Origin of the sequence: Pseudomonas sp. MPDS, from assembly GCF_013283895.1 — a bacterium.
Taxonomy (GTDB): Bacteria; Pseudomonadota; Gammaproteobacteria; order Pseudomonadales; family Pseudomonadaceae; genus Aquipseudomonas; species Aquipseudomonas rhizophila.
In genome coordinates this window covers 349869-372732 of sequence record NZ_CP054128.1, presented here as the reverse complement: position 1 = coordinate 372732, position 22864 = coordinate 349869, and the positions used below count along the sequence as shown (strand labels likewise).

The following is a 22864-nucleotide window of genomic DNA, read 5'->3' as shown; positions in this document are numbered from 1 at the left end:
TTATCCACAACACGCGGGGAGCAAGGCTTGCTCCCCGCGTATCTGGATGTCTACAAAGCTTAACGAGCCGAAATCCGGGCCTTGCGCTGGCGACGGCTGATCAATCCCAGCCCCAGCGCCACCACCAGCAGGCCACCGGCTATTTGCAGCCAAACCTTATAGGGCCGCAACACCGAACGAATCGGCTCCAGCGCCTGGGTAACGTAGCGTTTGTCCGCGTTACGAAAATCAGGATAAGGGCAGTGGCGGCCAAAATCCCAGGCCCACTCCACGTAAGGGCCGTGCTGCACATAACGTTGATACAACGCACGTTGCTCCGCCAGGTTGGAGTTGTACCCCACCGCGGCGCACAGCACCGCCGCAAACGCATGGCTGGTATGGGGCAGGTTGTCGGCCGCCTGGCTCGCCAACGCCGTGGCGACAAAACGGTAATGATAACGCGCGTCCGGTTGCGCGGCGCTGGCCTGCTGGCGTTGCCACTCGCCTTCGCTGATCAGCGGTCCAACCTTCAGGTCGGCGGGTTCAAGGCTATAGTTGCCGCCAAAGGTGGCGTAGTCCGGCGCCATCTCGTAACCGAGCAGTTCCATACCGTGGGTACGCGCGAACCAGGATGCATTGAAATACGCCTCGGCCCGTCGAGTGGGCCACCACCTGGACTCGGCCTCCTGGCGCAACTGCCCATACGCTCGGGCCTGGTTCTGTAGCTCGACGTTGTCGAAGTAGTCCGGCGCCTCGTCGTAACGTCCTTCTCGCAGCAAGCGACGCCCCAGCAGATTGCGCAGGTTCGCGGCCACCGGCAGTTGCACGTAATTGTCGCGATCCTGCTGGCTCAACGGCGGCACCGCCGGGACTTGAGCATCGACGTACTGCTTGAGCTCGTCGACGGTCAGCACCCGCTCAGCGACCGTAGCGGCGTCATACCAATAAATGCTCTGGCTGCGGTAGAGCTGATCGAAGGCTTGAAGGTAATCGCCCCTTTGCAAGGCCAGGATCGCGCTTTCGCCTTCGACCCGGCACTTGGGTTGCACGGACTCGTAATTCCAATCCGGCGTGCGTCGCTCGCCCCACGACTCGTCTTTGGGAAACGCCTGGGCGGCTTTGGCATAGGCCGCCGCCGCGGCGCCTTTGTCACCCTCGCGCACCGCCAGTTTGGCCCGCAGCCACCAGGCCAGCCCGCTATCCCCGGCCTTTTCCAGGAACGCCTTGGCGGCGGCATAATCGCCTTGCTGATAGTTCACCGCCGCCAGACGGTCGGCATTATCGAGGCTGTCACGGGTGCTGGCTTGCAGCAACTTGACCAGCCGCTTCTCGCCGGCCGGTTGCTCACCGAATGACCAACCGATACGGCTGAGCAACGAAGCGGTGAGCAGTTGCTGCACTGCTTTGCCTTTGAGCTGGCGCATCAACTGCTCGTCCGGCAGCTCGCTCAGGTCACCGACCAATTGTTTCAACGAACTGTAGCCGACCTCGGAGCCCAGCAGGTTCTGGCTGGCGTAGAGTTCAATGGCACTGTTCCAATCGTCACGGGTGTAGGCAACCCGGGCTTCTTCGCCGAGGCTGGCGACACCCAACTCCAACGGGTCACTGAAGCCACTGATGCTCAACTGACGAGCCTGACGGAACGCCTCTTGAGCCTGCTCCAGCAATACGGCCGGTTCACCGTTGCCCGCCTCGCTGCTCATGGCGAACAAGGCTCGTCCCAGGGAATACGCGGCCCATGTGCTGCGCAACCGGCGCTCGTGCGATGGCAACGCGAGCAACTGACGGAACGAATCGACCGCCAGCGCATGCTCGCCGGCGTTGAAGGCTGCCGCGCCGATCGCGTACAGCCGCAGTTCGGCAGGCAGATTCGCCGCTTCGGTGATGACCTGCTGAACGTCGGTCAGCGCCCGCACCCGCTCCACCACCGCTTGCTGCGGCGGGGTCAGGCCAAGCCGTTCGGCCTTGTTGCGTTGTTCGACGTAGGCAGGCACATCACCATAACGCTGATCCGGGTTGGCCGTCGCATCGGAGGCCGACTTGAGCCCGGCTATGGCGTGGCCGAGGCGACTGATCTCGAAGCGAAAGCTGCCTTCGGGCAGATCCGCCAGCGATTGGCTGCGGTTATCCAGCAGGCGCATCGGGAAATCCGGTCCGCAGGCCAGCACCTGGCCCAACGGCAGGCTGAGGCTCAGACAGAGCAGATGACTGGGCCACTTACGGGTGAACATTGAAACCTCCTTGGTCAATTTTCGTACAGCGCGCCCAGCCAACGGCACGCTGGGCGCCGGCGGCCAGGCGGCCTTCCTGAATGCGGGTGAAGGTAAGCAGTCCGGGAGTTTGTTGCAACGTGTACCCCGCCAGCGCATCGGCACCGTCGCAGGCGCCAACGACCAAGGTCAGGCGTTGGGGCCAGGGGCTGTCGAGATTGCCCTGGTTAACCAACTCAATATCGTAAAGCCCGTCCTGTTCACGCACACGCAAGGCCAACCGACTGTCCAGGCGTTCCCCCCGCGCAACGGCACCGAGGGTGGTCAAGCTCCAGGCACGTCGGTCATCCGCCAGCGGCAGACGAAACCAGATCAGCCCGGCCAGATGTGTCGGCGGGTCGGCCCGCAGTTCTGTCACCAGTCCGGCCACTTGCTGCGGGTCAGCCAGCAGCTCACGACGCTCGCCGCCTTGATCGATCGGCACTTCGCTTTCAACCACCGGCACACCACTCTCCTGAGTCAACAGCGCCATGCCGTAGGCTGGCAGGGCCAGATAGAACTGTCGCGTGGTAACACCGCTCCAGCGTTCGGCCCAGCGCAAAGCCTGTTTCGGGTCGAACAGCCCCTGCCGGGGATCACTGACCGCATGGACCTGCAACACGCTGCTGTCCACCGTCCGCAGCAGCCCTGGCAACGCAGGGCTGTCGAGCCAGGCAGGTAATGCCGTGATGCTCAGCCCCAGCGTGGCGGGCAGGGCTTGCCGCAAGCGGTTCAAAAATGCGCCATAGGCAGGCAGTCGCGCACTACCGGCGTCGTGGTCGATCTCGATCCCTACTGGGGCCAGGCCTTGCGCTTGCCAGTCGCTCAGCAGCTGCTGGATCTGCGCGATCACATCGTCCTGATCCAGAAATTTGAGCTGACCGTCCAGGCGTATCACTGCGATCAGCGGTCGACCGTCAGCCTTGAGCAGTTGCGCATCGATCCGCGCGCGGCTCCAGCCGGCCTGGGGAAAGGCCTGCAAGGCAAGAATGCGCAGGCTGGAAAAATCCCTGTGGCTTTGTTGCAGCGCCGGCACGTGAGCCGGCGTCCACTGGCGCTGCCAGACATAGAGTTGTTGATCGAGAGCCGGTGGCGGGGACTGTTCACAGCCGCTTAACAGCACTGCGGCAAGGATCAGCGATAGCCGGAAAAGAAAAGCCATGGAGTTTCAGCACCCAAAAAAGGCTGGCAGATTAACCCCTCCCGCGCCAGCCACAAATGAATTCATCCTCAGTCCCTGTCATCCAGGCTTACGCGCAATAATCACCTGACTCTTGGCCACCACCGCGTCCAGCGCCTGCTTGATCTGCGCGCCGCGTGGCGAATTGAGCACCGCTTGCCAGGTGTCGGCCCAATGGTTGAGCAACGGGTGGTCGGCATTGCTGAAATCGACTTTCGCTTCCCAGAACAACAGCATCCACATCGACCAGTAGAAACCGTACTGGCTGTGGCTCAACACCTCCAGCCCGGCCTCGCTGACCATCGCCTTGAACTGCTCTTCACTGATGATGCGAATGTGGTTGGGCTTCTGGAAATACTCCGGCGCGGCGATGTCTTTTTGCAGATCTTCGGAGCTGGGGTGCGGCACGCTCAACAGGTACAGCGCGCCGGGCCGGCCGACCCGGACCAGCTCGGCGAGAAACTGCGCCGGGTCGTCGACATGCTCAATAACTTCCGTGGACACCACGCGGGTGACCGTACCATCGGCAATGGGCAGCGGGTTGCAGTCGGTCACATGGCATTCGACGTCACGCGCCGGAGTGTCGCTCAAGCGCTGACGGGTGGCCTCGACCTTGGCCGCGTCGATGTCGGCGATGATGATCTTCGCCCCGCGCATGCCACAAAAATGCACGTTGCCACCGTCGCCGCAGCCAACGTCCAGCAATGTGTCCTCAGGCGCAACCGGGAAACCGCTGAACAGCTCTCCGGTTTGCTGATTGAACCAGCCGCTGAGCATCGCATCGTGCAGCCCGAGCATATAGGGATCGACCTTGTCGGCCGCTGGTGTTGCGGGCGCGGGCGTACCCGTGGTGAGTTTCTTCAAAAGGCTCAGCATGAAGGGGCTCCAGAGACGGGAAGGACGGGACGGGCGGCACGCAGGCGTTCAACCAGTTGAGTTCCGCGCTGGCGCATGGGCATTTCAACCATCCGGTAGTTGAGTTCGCTCAACAGCCCGATCAGCGTCAAGGCACAGGCAAGGGCCAGCCAGGGATCACTCGCCACGTCCGGCGACCCCAACGGGGCGAAACGAAACCACAGCTCGCGCAGCAGGAAAAACACCGGGATGTGGATCAGATAAATCCCGTAGGAGCGGCTGCCAACCCAGGTCAACGCGGTTTTCAAAGGGCTGCGAGGCAGCAGATAGTCCCGGTCATAGGAGGCCACCCATACCAGCACGGCACTGAGCAGCGCGATGACCCCAAGACGGTAGAACGACAGATTGAAGTGTTCAGTGGCAATCCACGCCATCACGCCCCCCAAAACGACGATCAGCAACATCCCCGCTCCGGGCCAGCGCAGCCACTTGGGCTCGAACCGCCCGTACCCGTGCCGCCAGCTCCAGATCGACAGCAGCACGCCGAGGGCCAGGGCGTCGGTGCGGATCACCGAGAGCCATACCGCACGCCAGGTGAAAAACTGTACCAGCACCACCGCCAGCAACACCCAGACCAGATACCGGCGCGAGACGAACACCAGCAGCGGCAGAATCAAATAGAACTGCTCTTCCAGCGAGAGCGTCCAGTAAACAAAGCTCGCACCATATTCATACCGCATGAATGCATCGGCAAAACGCAAATTGGCGAATTGCAGAAAACCGGCCAGGGTCGCCTGTACGTTGGCTTGCACACTGCCAAACGCACCGGAACGATTAAAAAACAACGCAGCCAGCAGCATCAGCAGCAACCAGAGCCACGCCGACGGCAGCAGGCGAAACGCCCGGCGAATCCAGAATTCGCGGGCGGTGGCCCAGAACTGCCGAGAATTGTCACAACCGCGCAGTTGCGGGATCAGACTGCGGCCAATGACAAAGCCCGATATCGCGAAGAACAGATCCACGCCCCACCATAGTTGGAAGCTACCGGAAAGAGCCGACAGACGCGGCCATCCGCCGGGAAACGGCATGCCTTGTACGTGATGAAACAACACGCCCATCACCGCAACGGCGCGCAACAACTCGATGTCCATGATTCGCTTGCTGCTCATGCTGAGCTCCGGGTGGCAGGATCAGGTTTGCGGGCAATGATGACTTGGCTCTTGGGCATGAATTGATCGAGGACCTGCTTGATCGCCAGGCCATCGGGTCGTGTCAGCACGCCCTGCCAGAGACTCGCCCAGCTCTCCATCAGCGGCGGATAAGGCGCCTGGATCCGGTCACGCACCGCCCCCTCGAGGGCTCGTCCGGCCGCGCGTTCGCTGGCCCAGAAAAAAATCATGCCCATGACCCAGAAAAAGCCGCTGGCCTGGCGATGCTCGATGACCAGCCCCGCGTCCTCCACCAATGCAGCGAATCGTTCGGCACTGAAAATCTGCACATGGTTGGGAGACTGGAAGTAACCCGGCGGTGCGATGCCCTGCTGTAAATGCTCGCCCACCGGGGCCGGCACGCTGAGCAGGTACTGCGCCCCTGGCCGGCCCATGCGCACCAGTTCGGCCAAGAACGGCTCGGGTTGGTCGACATGCTCGAGCACTTCCATGCACACGATTTTGTCAGCGCAGCCATCGGCCAGCGGCAGCGGCAGGCTATTGCTGACCAGACCCAGAAACGGCGCGCGGGTCTGGGCCTCGACCTGACGGGCCAGGCTGCGCACCTTGTCGTGCTCGCTGTCGGTAAAAATCACTGAAGCGCCTTGGCGTACTGCAAACAAGGTCGCCACGCCCTCCCCGCAACCAACGTCCAACAAGGTGTCCTGGGCGGTGATAGCAAAGCCTTTGAGCAGCTCGCCGCTGTCGTTGAGAAACCAGCCGTCGAGCATTGCATCGTAGAGGCCCACGTCACGGGGCGACACGGCGCCAGTCGATGGCAGCGCGGCAGGTACGACGGGCGGCCTGAGCCACGCCAGCAACCGCCCGATCATGGCTGCTGCGCGTTCCGGCGACGCTCCAATACCTGTTCAAAAAACACCCGCAGACGCTGCTCGGCGTTGGCCTGGCTGCAGAATGTTTCCAGACTGCGCACGGCATGGGCCGACATGCGGCGATAACGCTCGGGGTCGTTTTTGGCCACGTCGTAGCTGGCGCGATAGGCCGAGCACAGCGAGTCCCAATCGGTGACATAGCGCAGGGTTCGAAACGCTGCACGCGGGTCGTGGGGCCAGGCAGTCAGTTCCTCGGTGCACTCGACGACGAAGGCATTGTCGTGGTCGATGTAATCGGCCATCGCCGTGTTCACGGGTGCAATCGCCGGCCGGCCGCAGGACATGAACTCCATCAGGGGCAAGCATTGGCCTTCGCCGTAAGAGCAGTTGACCACATAGCGAGTGGCCTCCACCAACCGCTCGTAGTCCGCGTCCGCCAGGTAACCGTGGATCAGCACGATGCGGCAACGGTATGACTGGTTCTTGTAGACATGGTGCAGCATGTCGTTGAGAGCGGCGGTGACGTCGTGGTGGGTCAGCTTGAGTACCAGCGTTGCGTCAGGAACGTCGCGGAACGTCGCGCAAAATGCGCTTATCATGTCCTTCCAGTTCTTGCGTCCATCGTAAGGGTTGAAGACCGACGTATACACCACTCCGTCCAGAAGCAGCTCGCAATCCTGGGCCGGCGCATCAAAAACCAGCGCCGTACCGGCCTGGTGCGCTGGCGGGCCGTAGGGCCGCAGGTCGACGGTGCGGCTGTCGATCAACAGCCCGCGCAACTGCAGGCGCATGTGATCGACCGTAGGTCGCTGGGCCAGCACCGCACCGCGCGCGTAAAACCGGTCCCATACCGGAGCGGCAATGGCAACGATGGGGAAGTCCGCCCCCATTACCTCCCGCACGGCGTGGACGGTGAAGCTGGAATGGGTAATCGCCATGCCGGTCGCGCCAAGGACCACTCGCCAGTCGTGCCGCGGCTCACCCTGCCAGCTTTCGGTTGGAATGGTGCTGAACTCCCAGGCGAAGACGGGAATCGTCGGGCAGGCGTAGTGGGCATCTGTGCGATGGGGCGGGGAAAAGGACAGGAAGACACAATCCTCGCCGCGCCCCAGGCAATCGGCATATAGCTGATCGACTTCTTCTTCCGGCCGGGTCACTTCAATGACGTGTCCCAGCCGCTCCAGTACCGGGCGAAACTCCTTGAGCACGAAGTAATAGCTGTATTCGGGTTTGCCGAGGTTCGCCAGAATGTTGCTCTGATTGGTTTCCGAATAAACGATGATCAGCATGATGTGGAGCCCACCTGGGCCAGCAGCGGCGCATTCTCGGCACGGCCTTGCGGGGCCAGGAAATCCACCAGGCGCTGCTGCACCGGGGTAAAACCGCAATAGCGACGCATGCGCTCATTCGCCGCCACCGCCATGGCCTGGTAGGCCTGCGGCTGATGCCGGGCCATGGCGTAGCTCTGTTGGTAAGCAAGTTTCAGCGATCCCCAGTCGGGCCGATGGCGCAGGGTGCGGTACAAAATGCGCGAATCTTCCGGCCAGATGGTGGGTTCATGGCTGGATTTGACGATAAAGGCCACCTCGCTATCGATGTAGTCACGCATCGCCGTGTGGTCCGGCGCGATGGCCGGGCGCGCGCAAGACATGAACTCCATCAGCGGCAGGCACAAGCCTTCGCAGCGCGAAGCATTGACGTAAAAACTCGCCGCACCGTACAACCGGGCGAATTGTTCGTCCTCCAAATAGCCATGCATCACCACTACCCGACAGCTGAACGGCGATAGCTGGGACAGCAGCGTGAGCAACTCGACGTAGTAGGTCGACAGGTCGTTCTGGGTCATTTTCAGCACCAGCGTGGCGTCCTCGACGTCCCGCAGCGCCCAACAAAATGCCGTGATCAAGTGATGCCAGTTCTTGCGACCGTCATCGGGGTTGAACACGCTGACATAGACCACCCCGCTGACTTGGGTTTCCACCACCCGATGGGTATCCGGCAGCACCGCTTGGGGATGTTCCGGTGACGCCGACTCTGGAGTGGACTCGACGACACCTGGCACAGGCCGCGTCGGGCCTCTCATCAGTCGGCTCACCAAAATGCGCACCGGCACTGGCACCAGGTCGCGAACCGCTTCGCGATACCAGCACAACAGATTGTGCTTGATCAGCCACAACGGCCCTTGGGTAGCCTTTGCGGTCAAGGCGCGCAGCACTTCGCGCAGGTAATGCCGGGAGATGAAAGCGCGGCGCCGCCACGTCAGGGCCGCAGGTTCGCTGGACGCCCTCCCCGATGCCCCTTCGGCAAGCGGAGCGATCAAGCCATCTGCCGACAGCCCAAGGGGGCGGCTGTCGATGATGCAGCCCTTGATCTGCAGGAGCGTGCCCGGATTGACCGGTGTGATGGGATATTGCTCACGAACCGCAGCGAAGCGTTCCCACAGCGGCGTGGGCAAGACCAGCACCGGGAAATCCTCGCCCAACGTACGACGGATCGCCTCGGCCGTGTGGCTGGACAGGGTAATCACCCGGCCATGGCGCGCCAGCGTGCGGCTCCAGTCATGGCGCAGGTCGTCATCCCAGTGCTCGGCCGGGATCGAGTCGAACTCCCAGGCCACCACGCAGACCATGGGGCACAACAGATCGACGGGCGTCTTGTGGGGAGGTGAAAACGAGAGAAACAGACAGTCCTGCCCCGCCTGCTGCAACGTTTGATAGAGCGGATCGACCTCGGCGACCGATGACACCACATGCACCCGGCCCAGGCTTTCCAGCACGGGGCGATAAGCCTTGAGCACGAAGTAATAACTGTACTCAGGGCGGCCGAGGCTCTGGCTGATGGAGTGATCGTTTACGTCCGAGTAAAGAATGAAATTCATGGCATCCCATCATGGAGCGGCCATCCCGGCGACTCCACCTCATGACGGTCGACTCACGAACCGGCCCGGCCAGGAGGCCGTTGCTCGTCGATTGTCTGCGTACCCGTCTCGTTCTTGTTTTTAGTGGCCCTTGCCCCGTGGTTCGACTTGAAATCGACATCGCAGGGATCGTGACAAGGGGCATTCTAACCACATCAACCAAGGGTTCGTGAACAGGCGAATGAGAATAAACCGGCTATAAATATGAGAACTGACCGGTCACGATTTACATGGTTGAAATTGCTTCGAAATTGGCACAGATTGGCAACCAAACAACTACAACAAACGCTTCATCTGGGCTGACTTTCAACTGGGTTTCTCCGAACTTACGGAAATATCCTACTCAGATCCGCACCAGACGAAGTTTGCATCGAGAGGGCTGGTGCTTGAAAAAACGTCTGTTCGTAACAGGCCTCGGCGGTTTCGTAGGACGCCACATCAAATCTCGCCTGGATGCCCCCAATTCCAGTTGGCAGGTGATGTCCGTCCCAAGCCGTTATGACCTGACAGACGGTAGATCCCTGGAAGGTCTCTGGCCCGAGATCCCCGATGCCGTGATCCACCTGGCAGGCCAGACATTCGTTCCCGAAGCCTTTCGAGATCCGGCCCGCACCCTGCAAATCAACCTGCTTGGCACCTTGAATCTTCTCCAGGCCCTCAAGGCCCGGGGGTTCACCGGAACATTTCTGTATGTCAGCTCTGGTGATGTGTATGGCCAGGTCAATGAAACCCAGCTCCCCATTACCGAACTGCACGCCCCTGCCCCGCGCAACCCCTATGCCGTCAGCAAGCTGTCAGCCGAACTGCTGAGCCTGCAATGGGGCATGAGCGAAGGCTGGCCGGTACTGGTAGCCCGCCCTTTCAACCACATCGGCACCGGTCAGAAAGACAGCTTCGTCATCGCCAGCGCGGCCCGGCAGATCAGCCGCATCAAGCTGGGCCTGCAATCGGCCCAGTTGCAAGTGGGCGATATCGATGTCACCCGCGACTTTCTTGACGTAGACGATGTGATTTCAGCCTACCTGGCGTTGCTGGATCACGGCGCGCCGGGGCAGACCTACAACATCTGCTCGGGTCACGAGCAAAGCATTCGCAGCCTGATCGAACAATTGGGCGACATCGCCCAGGTCGATGTGCAATTGATCCAGGACCCTGCGCGTCTTCGCCGCGCAGAACAGCGTCGCGTCTGCGGTAGCCCTGCCAAGCTACGCCAGGCCACGGGATGGACGCCTGAAACAACAACACAACAATCCTTGCGGGCGATCCTGTCCGACTGGGAGATACGGGTACAACAAGAATGAAAAGTGCATTGATCACAGGGATCACCGGCCAGGACGGCGCGTATCTGGCCAAGTTACTGCTCGACAAGGGTTACAAAGTCCATGGCCTGGTAGCCCGGCGAAGCAGCGATTCGCGCTGGCGGCTACGCGAGACCGGGATCGAGAACGACATTGTTTACCTGGACGGCGACATGGCCGATGCCTGCTCGGTACAACGCGCCGTGATCAAGTCAGCGCCGGACGAGGTGTATAACCTGGCCGCGCAGAGTTTCGTCGCCGCTTCCTGGAACCAGCCGGTGACCACGGGAATCGTCGATGGCCTCGGGGTGACCCACCTGCTCGAAGGCATTCGCCAGTTCAGCCCTCAAACCCGTTTCTACCAGGCGTCCACCAGCGAAATGTTTGGCCTTATCCAGGCCGAGCAGCAAGATGAGCACACCCCGTTCTACCCACGCAGCCCCTATGGCGTGGCGAAACTGTACGGCCACTGGATCACCGTCAATTACCGCGAAAGCTTCGGTCTGCACGCCAGCAGCGGCATTCTTTTCAATCATGAATCGCCCCTGCGCGGCATCGAATTCGTGACGCGCAAAGTCACCGACGCTGCTGCGCGCATCAAGCAAGGCAAACAGCAGGAGTTACGCCTGGGCAATATCGACACCAAGCGCGACTGGGGTTTTGCCGGCGATTATGTCGAAGCCATGTGGCTGATGTTGCAACAGGACAAACCCGACGATTACGTGGTTGCCACAGGCGTGACCACCACTGTGCGCGAGATGTGCAGGATAGCCTTCGAGCATGTGGGCCTGGACTACCGTGACTTCGTGAAGATCGACCCGGCGTTTTTCCGCCCGGCTGAGGTGGACGTGTTGCTCGGCAACCCGGCCAAGGCCCAACGGGTTCTTGGCTGGAAACCCCGGACCGACCTCGACACCCTGATCCGCATGATGATGGATGCGGACATGAAACGCGTCGCCAAGGAGTAGGCCATGCTGATTCCCATGATTCTCTCCGGCGGTGCCGGCACGAGGTTGTGGCCGATGTCCCGCGAGGGCCATCCCAAACCCTTCATGATCCTGCCTGACGGCCAGTCGCTGCTGAGCAAGACCTACCGACGCGCCGCCGGGTTGTTCGACGGCCGCGGCGACATCGTTACCGTGACCAATCGCGAGTATTACTTTCAGAGCCGCGACCACTACCAAAGCGCACATCTGGCACGCCATCGCGGCCATTTCGTACTTGAACCGACAGGCCGCAACACCGCGCCGGCCATCGCTACGGCGACGCTCGCGGTGCAAGCCCTGCACGGTGACGATGCCATCCTGATGGTGATGCCCGCAGACCACCTGATCCAGAACGAGGCGGCCTTCAAGGCTAGCGTGGAGCATGCCACGCAACTGGCCAAAAGCGGTTATCTGGTGACCTTCGGTGTACTGCCCACGACACCCGAAACCGGCTTCGGTTATATAGAACGGGGTAAACCCCTGGATACCCAGGGCGCTGCCAAGGTCGTGCGCTTCGTCGAAAAACCCGACCTGCAAACCGCAACACACTATCTGGAAAGCGGCCGTTTCCTGTGGAACTCGGGCATGTTCTGTTTTTCAGTCAAAACCCTGTTGGCGGAATTGCAGAACCACGCCCCGGCGTTGCTGGAACAGGCTCGCGCCTGCATAGCCGCGAGCACGGCCGTGGAGACATCAGGTTGCGTACAACAGGAACTGTCCGCCGCGCATTTTTCCGAAATGCCGGACATCTCCATCGACTACGCCTTGATGGAGCGCTCCAGTAATGTGGTGGTGGTCCCTGCCGCATTCGACTGGAGCGACATCGGCTCCTGGAGTGCCGTCGCCGATCTGGTGCCCGCCGATGCACAGAACAACCGCGTCAGCGGTGAGGCGTTGTTCATCGACAGCCAGAACAACTATGTCCAGAGTGAGGGACGGTTGGTGGCCGCGCTGGGTGTGGAAAACCTGATCATCATCGACACCGCCGACGCCATCCTCGTCGCCCATTCCGACCGGGCCCAGGATGTGCGCCGCGTCGCGCGCCAGCTCAAGGACAAGGAACACGAAGCCTATCGCCTGCATCGCACGGTCAGCCGTCCATGGGGCAGCTACACCGTGCTGGAACAAGGCCCGCGCTTCAAGATCAAGCGCATCGTGGTCAAGCCAGGCGCGGCGCTGTCCCTGCAAATGCATCATCATCGCAACGAACATTGGGTGGTCGTCGAAGGCATGGCCAAGGTCACCAACAATGGCTCGGAGGCTCATCTGGTGGCCAAGAACGAATCGACGTTCATCCCCGCCGGGCACCGCCATCGGCTGGAGAACCCCGGTGTCATCGACCTGGTGATCATCGAAGTCCAGAGCGGTGAGTACCTGGGAGAAGACGACATCGTGCGCTTCGAGGATCACTACGGCAGGGCCGTCTGATGTTGCTGACCTTGCACCGTGCGCTGTGGAGCTACCGCGGTTTTGTCCTCGGCAGCGTCAAGCGCGAATTCCAGGCGCGTTATCGCAACTCTTTGTTCGGCGCGTTGTGGACCGTGCTCAACCCGCTGTCGATGATCCTCGTCTACACCGTGATTTTTTCCCACATCATGCGCGCCCGCCTGCCGGGGGTGGACGATGGCATGGCCTACAGCGTTTACCTCTGCGCTGGGCTGCTGACCTGGGGGTTCTTCGCCGAGATCACGACCCGCAGTCAGGGCATGTTTCTGGAAAACGCCAATCTGCTGAAGAAGATCAGCTTTCCCAGGATCTGCCTGCCGGTGATTGTGCTGTTCAACGCCGGGATCAACTTCGCGATCATCCTCGGCCTTTTTCTCGGTTTCCTGTTGATCACCGGCCGCTGGCCAGGGATGACGTTGCTGGCGCTGGTGCCATTGCTGGCCCTGCAGGTGATGTTCGCCGCCGGGCTGGGCATGTTGCTGGGGATTCTCAATGTGTTCTTTCGCGATGTCGGGCAACTGTTCGGCATTTGCCTGCAATTCTGGTTCTGGCTGACGCCCATTGTTTACCCGATGACCATCCTTCCGCCGTCGATCCAGCAACTGCTGGCCCTCAACCCCATGACAGCGCTGATGCAGAGTTACCAGAATCTGTTTCTCTACAACCAGTGGCCGGTCTGGAGTTCGCTGACACCGCTGTTGGTCATCGGCCTACTGATGTGCGTCACCGGTTTGCGGATGTTTCGACGCCGCGGCGGTGAAATGGTGGATGAACTCTGATGGGGCATTTACGCGTCAGTGGCCTGGGCAAGGCCTACAAGCAGTATCCGAACCGTTGGAGCCGGTTGTTCGAATGGCTGATTCCCTTTTCCCGCCCGCGTCATCAATTGCACTGGGTCCTGCAGGGCGTCGATTTCGAGATCCAGCCCGGTGAAGCCGTCGGCATCGTCGGGGTCAACGGCGCGGGCAAAAGCACGTTGCTCAAAATGATCACCGGCACCACCCAACCCACCTGCGGCCACATTCAATTGCGTGGCCGCGTCGCGGCGTTGCTGGAGCTGGGCATGGGGTTCCACCCGGACTTCACCGGCCGCCAGAACGCTTTCATGGCCGGGCAGTTGCTGGGCATGCAGGTGGAGGAAATCGAATCGTTGATGCCGCAGATCGAAGGTTTTGCCGAAATCGGCGCGGCCATCGACCAGCCGGTACGCACCTATTCCAGTGGCATGCAAATGCGCCTGGCCTTCAGCGTCGCCACGGCCCGCCGCCCGGATATCCTGATCGTCGATGAAGCCCTGTCGGTGGGTGACGCCTACTTCCAGCATAAAAGCTTTGAGCGCATCCGCAGTTTTCGCAAGGCCGGTACGACGCTGCTGATCGTGTCCCACGACCGCTCGGCGATTCAGTCGATCTGCGACACCGCCATCCTGCTGGAGCACGGGCGCATGGCCATGCGCGGCAAGCCGGAAGAGGTGATGGATTATTACAACGCAATGCTGGCCCAGCGCGAGGGCCAGATCGTCCGCCAGGAAATGCTCGCCAACGGCCAGGTCCGTACCATCTCCGGCACCGGCGAGGCCGGCATTGTTGATGTACAGCTGTTGAACAGTCAGGGCCAGCCGGTGGAAGTGGCCGAAATCGGCCAGCCGATGGTGTTGCAGGTGCGGGTCGAAATCCGCCAGGACATCGAGCGGCTGGTGCTGGGTTTCCTGATCAAGGACCGCCTCGGCCAGCCCATGTACGGCATCAACACCCATCGCCAGGATAAAGCCGTGACCGACCTCAAGGCCGGCGAACACGTCACCTTCCGTTTCAGTTTCGACATGCGCCTGGGCAAGGGCAATTACTCTGTCGCGCTGAGCCTGTCCCGACTGGATTCGCACCTGGACCGCAACTTCGAATGGCGCGACTACGGGCTGGTGTTCCACGTCATCAACAATCGCCAGGAAGATTTCGTTGGCTGTTCGTGGCTGCAGGCCCGCACCAGCATCCAGCGCACGGCATTACCAGCGGTTGAGGAACTGACGCAAAAGGAACTGCCATGACTCGCCTGCTGATGGAATGCACCTACGTGTATGAACATCCCAGAGCCAATTCCGGGATTCAGCGAGTAGTGCGCAACGTTATCCGCGAACTGCCGGCCAGAGAGGCAGAGCACGAATGCATCCCCGTTGTGATACTGCGGGGCAAGTTGTACGAAGTGAAGAGCCTCGCCCCGTTGCCCTCCAGGGGGCTGGATCTGGTCAGCCTGCGGGTACGGCTGGAGCAATTCGCCAGCCTGTTCTGGCTCAGGCATCGAACGCTCGAACGGCGACGCCCCTTCAGCCAATCGCGATGGGCGCGCCAGGTGTTGTACTTCGGCTGCCGGTTGTTTGCCCTGGGCTTTCTGAGCATTCCGATCCGGGTGCTCGATCGCTTGCTCAAACGCCAGCACGTCCCGACGCGCTGCGTACCATTGCAGCACCGGCCCGGCGATCAGCTGGTGTTGCTGGACTCTTCCTGGCACGCCGATTTCTTTCCTCTGGCCGAACAGCTCAAGCGCGATGGGGTCGGGATTGTATCGGTGATCTACGACCTGATTCCCCTGACCCATCCGCAGTTCTGCGACGCCGGCCTGGTCAAGGTATTCAATCATTGGTTCGACTGGATTGCCCGCACCGCTGACGGTTACATCGCGATCTCCAGCACCATCCGTGATCAGGTTCGGCTGGAGATGGAGCAGCGCGTTGGCGAACAGCAGGTCAGTGAACGTTGGTTCGACTATTTCCACTTGGGCAGTGAACTGGATTTAGTGGATGCCACCAGCGCCATCGACAGCAAACTGCTGCGAGTATTCACCCAGCCCGAACCAGTGTTCCTGATGGTCAGCACCATCGAACCACGCAAGAACCACGCTTACCTGCTCGATGCGTTCGAACGCGCCTGGGCTGCCGGCTCAAAGGCAAGGTTATGCATCGTCGGAAAAATTGGCTGGAAATGTGAGGACTTGATCGAGCGCATAAAGCGTCACCCGCAACTCAACAGCCGCCTGTTTATGTTCAACAATCTTTCGGACCATAGCCTGGAACACGCTTACCAAAATGCCACTGCGCTGGTGTTCCCCTCCTACGTTGAAGGCTTTGGTCTGCCGCTGGTGGAGGCCATGCAACGCGGCTTGCCGGCGATGGGCAGCGACATTGAGGTATTTCGAGAAATCGGCGGTGAATTCATGGCCTATTTCAATCTCGAAGATCCCCAGAGCCTGGCAGACCTGGTGACCGGTATGGAAAACAGCGGGGTTTTCCCGGCCAGTCGTCCCCTCGATAAATGGCACTGGCTGAGCTGGCGCCAGGCCAGTGCGCAATTGGTGGAGCGAATCGAGCGACACATCGATGAAGTGATCCTCGACAGGGAAACCGCATGCGAATAGCTCTGAACGCCCGGATTCTCCAGGCGCCACGCACCGGCATCGGCCATTACGTGGCGGAACTGGCTACTGCCCTGGCCCAGGAGCCGGATGTACAGCTGTCATTGTTCCACGGCTGGGGCTGGAGCTCGCAGTTGCCGCAAGCGGCCACGCCAGGTTACTCGCGGCTTACACCTTTGCTGCGCCAAGTACCGGGGGCCTATCGGGCGCGGCGCTGGCTGGAACAGAAACGCTTCGATCAGGGCCGTTCCCGCGCCATCGACCTGTATCACGAACCGAGCCTGTGGCCCCTGGCCTTCGAAGGGCCGACGGTGATGACGCTGCATGACCTGACGCACCTGCGCTACCCCGAGACGCAACCACCGGCACGACTGAGGGAAATCGAGCGTCGGCTCAGCCGTGCGGTAGAGCAGTCGCAGCTGATTCTGACGGACTCGCAGTTCATCGCCGATGAAGCCCGAGAACACTTCGGCCTTTGCGCGGAACGCTTGAGAGTCGCCCCGCTGGGGGCTGCTGCACGTTTCCATCCACGCGAACCCGAAGCCATCGATGGGGTTCTCAAAGCCCATGGGCTGGAAGCGGGCCGATATTTTCTGTGTGTCGGCACCCTGGAGCCACGCAAGAACCTGTCGCTGGCCCTGCGCGCCCACGCCAGGCTACCCGAATCCGTCCGTCAGACTTTCCCTTTGTTCATCGTAGGAATGAGCGGATGGCAGCGCGCACAACTCAGCGACGAGTTGAAAAATGCCCTGGCCGGAGGTCATGTTTGTCTCGCGGGCTACTTGCCCGACGAACAGGTTGCCCAGCTATTGGCAGGGGCACGTGCACTGATTTTTCCGTCGCGCTATGAAGGCTTTGGCCTGCCGGTGCTCGAAGCCATGGCCAGCGGCACCCCGGTGATTACCACCCGCTGCTCGGCGATGCCGGAAGTGGCCGGGGCGGCCGGCAATTATTGCGACCCCGACGATCCCCAAGGCATGCGCGAAGCCATGGGCCAGTTGATCGAAGATCGCCTGCATTGGCAGGCGTGTCGTGAAGCCGGGTTGCAACAAGCAGCGCTTTTTTCCTGGCAACGGTGTGCACAGGTGACCGCCCAGGCGTATCGCCAGGTTCTGGGAGGTTGAATGCGAGTCCTGCACTTTTACAAAACCTATCTGCCTGACTCCATGGGCGGCATCGAACAGGTTATTTTCCAGCTGTGCGACAGCAGTGACCGATTGGGCATCGATAACACCGTGCTGACGCTGAGCAACGATCCAGCGCCGGGTCCGATCAGCATCCGACAGCATAAGGTTCATCAGGCCCGGATGGACTTCCAACTGGCCTCCACCGGGTTTTCCTACAGTGTTTTCAAGAAATTCCGCGAGCTGGCTGCCGAAGCAGACGTAATCAACTACCACTTCCCCTGGCCATTCATGGACCTGGTGCATTTTTGCAGCGCCCTGAAAAAACCCTATGTGGTCACCTACCATTCGGACATCGTGCGTCAGCGGCACCTGCTGAAACTGTATCGCCCCCTTATGCGACGCTTCTTGAACGGCGCGGATCGCATCGTCGCGGCATCACCTAACTATGTGCATACCAGCGACGTGCTCAAGGAGTACCGCGATAAGACCCAGATCATTACCTATGGCTTGAACAAAGCCAGTTATCCACAGCGTGACGCTGAACGCATCGCGCAGTGGAAGGCGAAATTGGGCGAGCGCTTCTTTCTGTTCGTGGGGGTGATGCGTTATTACAAGGGCCTGCACATTCTGCTCGACGCCCTCAAAGGCGTGGATTATCCGGTGGTCATCGTCGGTGCAGGCCCGCTGGAGAAAGAACTTCATGCCCAGGCACAGGCGCTGGGCCTGCGCAACCTGCACTTCCTCGGACGCCTGGACGATGAAGACAAGGTGGCATTGCTGGAGCTGAGCTACGCCATCGTGTTCCCTTCACACCTGCGCTCTGAAGCGTTTGGCATCTCCCTGCTCGAAGGCGCGATGTATGGTAAACCGATGATTTCCAGCGAGATCGGCACCGGCACCAGCTACATCAATATCCACAATGAAACCGGCCTGGTGGTGCCCCCCAGCAACCCCGAAGCTTTCCGGGAAGCGATGCGTACCCTGTGGGACAACCCGGCACAGGCCAGGGAAATGGGCATCAGGGCCGAAGAGCGTTACCGGCAGTTGTTCACCTCCGAGGAGATGGGCCGCAAATGGCTGCAACTGTATGAGGCGTTGCTGGAGCAAAAGGCGCTTTCCTACGCGTAACACTCGCCGATGAGGCGAGTGGATAAATCCCCTCGCCTCAAGGCGGCTCAGTGCATTTCAGACGTGCTGTTGCAACCCGGCAACCGTACGCGGCATACCGACGAACCCGGGCAAGGCCTCGATCCGCCCCAGCCATGCACGTACGTGGGGGTAGTCTTCCAGCGACACATTGCCCTCCGGGGCATGGGCGATGTAGCTGTAGCCGGCAACATCGGCAATCGTCGCAACGTCACCTGTCAGATACGCGCTGCTGCTCAAGTGTTGATCAATGACCTTGAGCAGGCTGTGGGAACGGGCGATCACCTCCTCTGCGTTGTAAGGCGCGCCGAATACCGTAATCAATCGCGCCGCGGCCGGCCCCGCATGGAGCGGCCCGGCCGCCACCGACAACCAGCGCTGCACCCGGGCGACGCCGACCGGATCCGTTGGCAGCCAGTGGCCCTTGCCATACTTGCTTGCCAGGTACACCAGGATGGCGTTGGAATCGGCCAGCACCATACCGTCATCGTCAATGACCGGGACTTGGCCAAAGGCATTAATGGCCAGGAAATCTGCCTGTTTTTGTTCGCCTTTGGCCAGGTCAACAAAAACCACCTCGACGGGCAACCCGAGCAAGGAAAGCATCAACTGAACGCGATGCGCGTGGCCGGAAAGCGGAAAGTGATAAAGCTTGATGGGATTCATGGTCGACTCCGTTGCAAGTGACGCCATCAGCAGAACGGCGTCGATGGGGTCATCTTCCGCTTCGACTGAAGACTAGAGAATCACCCGAATATGCAATCCATTGTTTCAAACAGCGAAACAATGTCTCAGCCTTTCAAGTCCGGGTGCTCACGCAATGCACGGACGGTAAAGTCAACAAAACTGCGTACTCGCGCCGGCGCTTTGCGTCCACCTTGGTACACCACATGGATCGGCAGGGGCGGCAGTTCGAAGTCAGCCAGAACGATCTCCAGTTCCCCGTTGGCAACGTTGCCCGCCACCTGATAAGACAAGACCCGAGTCAACCCCAACCCCTGACAGGCCGCCGTGATTGCGGCCTGGTTGGCCGTGACCACCAGTCTGGGCGCGGGTCGCACAGAGAGCGGTTGCCCTGCGTCGATGAACGTCCAGTTTCTGATCTGACCGGTGGCCGATGAGGCGACTACCGGCATGTGCTCCAGATCCTGCGGGTGTGCGGGTCGGCCATGGCGAGCGAAGAGATCAGGGGAACCGCAAACCACCCGTCGTACTTCACCCACACGCACCGCGTGCTGGCTGCTGTCGGGCAACTCGCCAATGCGTATGGCAATGTCGATGCCCTCCTCGACCATGCTGACGATACGGTCCAGCAATAAGGCATTGATGCCCACCTCGGGGAATTGCTGCAGGTAATCGACCAGCACCGGCGTGACAAACAACTGACCAAACAGCACCGGGGCGGTAATCGTCAATTGCCCGCGAGGCTGGGCGTGACTGCCGACCGCTGAATCCTCGGCTTCCTGCAAGTCAGCCAGAATTCGGCGGCAGTCCTCGAGAAAGCGCTGACCCGCTTCGCTCAGGTATACGTTGCGGGTGGTGCGCACCAGCAAGGGCGTACCGATACGCTGCTCCAACGCCGCCACGGCGCGTGTGACGCTGGCCGCCGACAGGCCCAGGCGTCGCGCCGCCGCCGAGAAACCGGAGTCCTGGGCCACGGCGACAAAAACCTGCATTTCCTGAAACCTGTCCATTCATCCCCCGATGAGAAACCTTGATACAAGTTGGCTGCGCACCTCAAATCAGCGCCGCACCGCCATTGTAGGGGGCTGCGCCAGCGAACCACAGCGCAACGCGATCGGGCATCGGCACATCGACCCGGTCAATTGCGACTATGCTTGGTACCATTGAGCATACTTTCATGACAACTTAATGACTCGAACCATGGCGTAGGTCTTGTGGACACGGGCTTGCTCGCAAGCCCGTGTCCACAAGATGCGTGCCTGACTGGCGTCCATCGGAAGGCCCCTTTTTGTGAATGTTTTTTACCGCGGCTTCACGCACCCCCTTGCCCCTCTCATCGCCCTGGCCGGATGTGTATTAATCATCCCCATGGGCCTGCGCCTCTCGCTGGGATGGTCCGATCCGCTGGGCTATCTGTCTGACCTGGGCATGGGCGGGTTGCTGATCGTGCTGCTTTACCGTCGTCCCTGGTGGGTGGCATTACCCATTTTGCTGATCTGGAGCATGCTGACGCTGGCCAGCATCGAACTGGTCAGCGCTGTCGGGCGCATGCCCACCCCATCGGACCTGCATTACCTGACCGACCCGCAATTCGTCGAAAACTCCACCAGCGGCGGCTTCGCCCATCCCTGGCTGGCAGGGGTGCAACTGGCCGCGTTGATGGTCTGGCTGATCGTCCAATGGCCCCGCCGGTTGTATATGGCGCCTCGCTTGCCGCGCCACGCCTGGGCGCTGCCGGTAGTGCTTTTGCTGAGCCACAGTGTGGTGCAAACCTGGCGCCCCAGTGAGGCAGACCAATGGAACCTGTTCAATCTTCCCCACCAACTCGTCACGGCGGCCGTTGCCGCCGGGCAGGATCGTACCCAGCTATGGCTTGAAGATGATGCAGTGGTTCAAGCCCCGCCCATGGAGGGTCTTACCCGGCTCGATCTTGAAGGCCAGAAAATCCTGCCTGCACCGGGCCGGGCCCGCAACGTCCTGATCATCACCCTGGAAGGCGTTCCTGGCGCCTACGTGGGCGTCAACCGTCAGGCCCTGAAAAGCAGCTATCAGGAGGACCTGATGCCGCACCTCAGTGCCTGGGCCAAGCGCGGCATGAATACACCCGATTACGTCCTGCACAACCATCAGACCATTCGTGGTCTGTATTCGATGCTGTGTGGCGACTACGACAAATTCGACGACGGCACGCCCAAAGGCGTCGAGATGTTGAACCTGAGCCGGCGCAACCAGGCCTGCCTGCCGGCCCAGTTGCGCCGCAACGGGTTCTCCACGCACTTCCTGCAAGGTGCGGGCCTGCGGTTCATGGCCAAGGACCGGATCATGCCGCACATCGGCTTCGACACCACCCTGGGCATGGACTGGTTCATCAAACCTGCCTATCTGGAATTCCCTTGGGGCAAGGACGACAAGACATTCTTCGAGGGCGCGCTGGATTACGTCGGGCAACTGCAAAAGGCAAAGAAGCCCTGGATGCTTACGCTGCTGACGGTGGGCACGCACCAGCCCTACTCAGCGCCGGATGACTACCTGCAACGCTACGACACCACCAAGCAGGCGGCCGTCGGTTACCTGGATGACGCACTGGACAGCTTCATGTCGGGGCTGGAACGCCAAGGCGTGCTGAAAGACACCCTGGTGATCATCACCTCGGACGAATCCCACGGCATCGACGATGTACGCCTGGCGTCATCCTGGGGTTTCAACCTGACGTTGGCACCAGAGCCATTGCCCCAGGTCAAGTCGGGAGTCTACGGTCATGTGGACCTGAGCGCCTCGGTCCTCGATTACTTCGGTTTCAAAGTGCCCAAGTCATTGTCCGGTCGCTCGTTGTTCCGGGACTACGCAACGGGCCGGGAAATCATGTCGTTCACCAACGGCAAGCTGCGCTACCACGATGGCAAGAGCACTTTCACCGAATGCGATTTCCTGCAGCGCTGCCGCTATTACACCAGCGAAGGTTTCATCACGGAGCGCGCCACTTACGGCGGGCAATACAGCGGTCAACGGGCCAGGTTGATCAGCGCACGGGCCACGGCCCTGGACCGCACCCTGCTCCATACACCGCTCAACCAGCATTATCAGTTTGGCAGCGCCGATCAAATCCCGCTTCCGGCCCAGATCACCAACGACTGGACCGACAACCTGATCGGTGCCCAATACCTGGAGATGCCCAAGGGCTCACAGACCCGCGTCAGCCTGACCATCCGCGCCCTGGGTCCGGACAATGCGGCCTATATTTCCCTCAAGGCCAAAGAGTTCGAGCAGGATGTAGCGATCGACCTGCCGACGGAAGTGGCGGTGACGCCCGAACAGCCGCTGGTGATGAATATCCGTTTCGATAACCCGCAACCCCGCAAGGCCTTCTCTTTCCATCTGCTGGGGCACGGGGTGGGCGCCATCGAAATCAGTGACTTCAGTGTCGTGACCGAACTGCCGGAGCAGACAGAACCCTCGGATTACCTGAACCTCGTCCAGGAAGACAGTGACGCCCAGTCCAGTTGAATGAAATCGCGCAGCCAATGACCTACGCTGCGCCTTACATCGTCCTG

18 protein-coding genes are annotated in these 22864 nt (G+C 60.8%); 9 read left to right on the top strand and 9 right to left on the bottom strand.

The window, feature by feature from the left end:
• Window positions 1–59: 59 nt before the first annotated feature.
• The 7 genes from HQ912_RS01610 to HQ912_RS01580 form a co-directional block, all read right to left on the bottom strand.
• Window positions 60–2210: a hypothetical protein gene (locus HQ912_RS01610; protein WP_173406374.1), complete on the bottom strand. Its 2151-nt coding sequence runs from the start codon at window positions 2208–2210 to the stop codon at window positions 60–62.
• Window positions 2197–3390: a DUF3142 domain-containing protein gene (locus HQ912_RS01605; RefSeq protein ID WP_173406373.1), complete on the bottom strand. Its 1194-nt coding sequence runs from the start codon at window positions 3388–3390 to the stop codon at window positions 2197–2199. Before HQ912_RS01605 ends, HQ912_RS01610 begins: the two co-directional genes overlap by 14 nt.
• Before the next feature lie 78 nt (window positions 3391–3468).
• Window positions 3469–4284 (bottom strand): class I SAM-dependent methyltransferase, encoded by an 816-nt coding sequence (locus HQ912_RS01600; RefSeq protein WP_076383181.1) that lies wholly within the window; start codon window positions 4282–4284, stop codon window positions 3469–3471.
• Window positions 4278–5432 (bottom strand): acyltransferase family protein, encoded by a 1155-nt coding sequence (locus tag HQ912_RS01595; protein WP_173406372.1) that lies wholly within the window; start codon window positions 5430–5432, stop codon window positions 4278–4280. Before HQ912_RS01595 ends, HQ912_RS01600 begins: the two co-directional genes overlap by 7 nt.
• A complete protein-coding gene (locus HQ912_RS01590; RefSeq protein WP_173406371.1) occupies window positions 5429–6304 on the bottom strand; it encodes a bifunctional 2-polyprenyl-6-hydroxyphenol methylase/3-demethylubiquinol 3-O-methyltransferase UbiG in 876 nt (291 codons plus the stop codon). The genes HQ912_RS01595 and HQ912_RS01590 overlap by 4 nt, the downstream gene beginning before the upstream one ends.
• The gene (locus tag HQ912_RS01585) at window positions 6301–7593 is read right to left on the bottom strand and encodes a glycosyltransferase (protein ID WP_107323165.1); all 1293 of its coding nucleotides are present in this window, start codon (window positions 7591–7593) and stop codon (window positions 6301–6303) included. Before HQ912_RS01585 ends, HQ912_RS01590 begins: the two co-directional genes overlap by 4 nt.
• Entirely contained in the window at window positions 7587–9182 is a 1596-nt protein-coding gene (locus tag HQ912_RS01580; protein WP_076383177.1) for a glycosyltransferase, read from the bottom strand. The genes HQ912_RS01585 and HQ912_RS01580 overlap by 7 nt, the downstream gene beginning before the upstream one ends.
• A 425-nt stretch (window positions 9183–9607) precedes the next feature.
• On the opposite strand from HQ912_RS01580, the gene HQ912_RS01575 reads away from it, so the two are divergent.
• From HQ912_RS01575 to HQ912_RS01540, 8 genes are read left to right on the top strand one after another with little or no spacing between them, the layout of a single operon-like run.
• Complete coding sequence (locus tag HQ912_RS01575; RefSeq protein ID WP_173406370.1) at window positions 9608–10522, top strand: GDP-mannose 4,6-dehydratase; 915 nt, start codon at window positions 9608–9610, stop codon at window positions 10520–10522.
• On the top strand, window positions 10519–11487 hold the full coding sequence (gene gmd, locus HQ912_RS01570) for a GDP-mannose 4,6-dehydratase (protein WP_047226665.1): 969 nt from the start codon (window positions 10519–10521) through the stop codon (window positions 11485–11487). Before HQ912_RS01575 ends, gmd begins: the two co-directional genes overlap by 4 nt.
• A gap of 3 nt (window positions 11488–11490) precedes the next feature.
• On the top strand, window positions 11491–12933 hold the full coding sequence (locus HQ912_RS01565; RefSeq protein WP_076383175.1) for a mannose-1-phosphate guanylyltransferase/mannose-6-phosphate isomerase: 1443 nt from the start codon (window positions 11491–11493) through the stop codon (window positions 12931–12933).
• Entirely contained in the window at window positions 12933–13730 is a 798-nt protein-coding gene (locus HQ912_RS01560; protein WP_047226663.1) for an ABC transporter permease, read from the top strand. The genes HQ912_RS01565 and HQ912_RS01560 overlap by 1 nt, the downstream gene beginning before the upstream one ends.
• Window positions 13730–14995 carry an ABC transporter ATP-binding protein gene (locus tag HQ912_RS01555; protein WP_173406369.1) on the top strand — a complete coding sequence of 422 codons (1266 nt, stop codon included), beginning with the start codon at window positions 13730–13732 and terminating at the stop codon, window positions 14993–14995. Before HQ912_RS01560 ends, HQ912_RS01555 begins: the two co-directional genes overlap by 1 nt.
• Window positions 14992–16359: a glycosyltransferase family 4 protein gene (locus tag HQ912_RS01550; RefSeq protein ID WP_173406368.1), complete on the top strand. Its 1368-nt coding sequence runs from the start codon at window positions 14992–14994 to the stop codon at window positions 16357–16359. Before HQ912_RS01555 ends, HQ912_RS01550 begins: the two co-directional genes overlap by 4 nt.
• Entirely contained in the window at window positions 16350–17480 is a 1131-nt protein-coding gene (locus HQ912_RS01545) for a glycosyltransferase family 4 protein (protein ID WP_076383173.1), read from the top strand. The genes HQ912_RS01550 and HQ912_RS01545 overlap by 10 nt, the downstream gene beginning before the upstream one ends.
• Window positions 17481–18611 (top strand): glycosyltransferase family 4 protein, encoded by a 1131-nt coding sequence (locus tag HQ912_RS01540; RefSeq protein ID WP_047226659.1) that lies wholly within the window; start codon window positions 17481–17483, stop codon window positions 18609–18611.
• Between the two features lie 57 nt (window positions 18612–18668).
• Here the strand turns inward: HQ912_RS01540 and HQ912_RS01535 are convergent, their stop codons facing one another.
• Window positions 18669–19295: a glutathione S-transferase family protein gene (locus tag HQ912_RS01535; protein ID WP_076383171.1), complete on the bottom strand. Its 627-nt coding sequence runs from the start codon at window positions 19293–19295 to the stop codon at window positions 18669–18671.
• 125 nt (window positions 19296–19420) lie between these two features.
• Window positions 19421–20323, bottom strand: a complete 903-nt coding sequence (locus tag HQ912_RS01530; RefSeq protein WP_076383170.1) for a LysR family transcriptional regulator — start codon at window positions 20321–20323, stop codon at window positions 19421–19423.
• A 280-nt stretch (window positions 20324–20603) separates the two neighbouring features.
• Between HQ912_RS01530 and HQ912_RS01525 the strand changes: the two genes are divergently transcribed.
• Entirely contained in the window at window positions 20604–22817 is a 2214-nt protein-coding gene (locus tag HQ912_RS01525) for an LTA synthase family protein (RefSeq protein WP_173406367.1), read from the top strand.
• The last annotated feature ends 47 nt before the right edge of the window (window positions 22818–22864 follow it).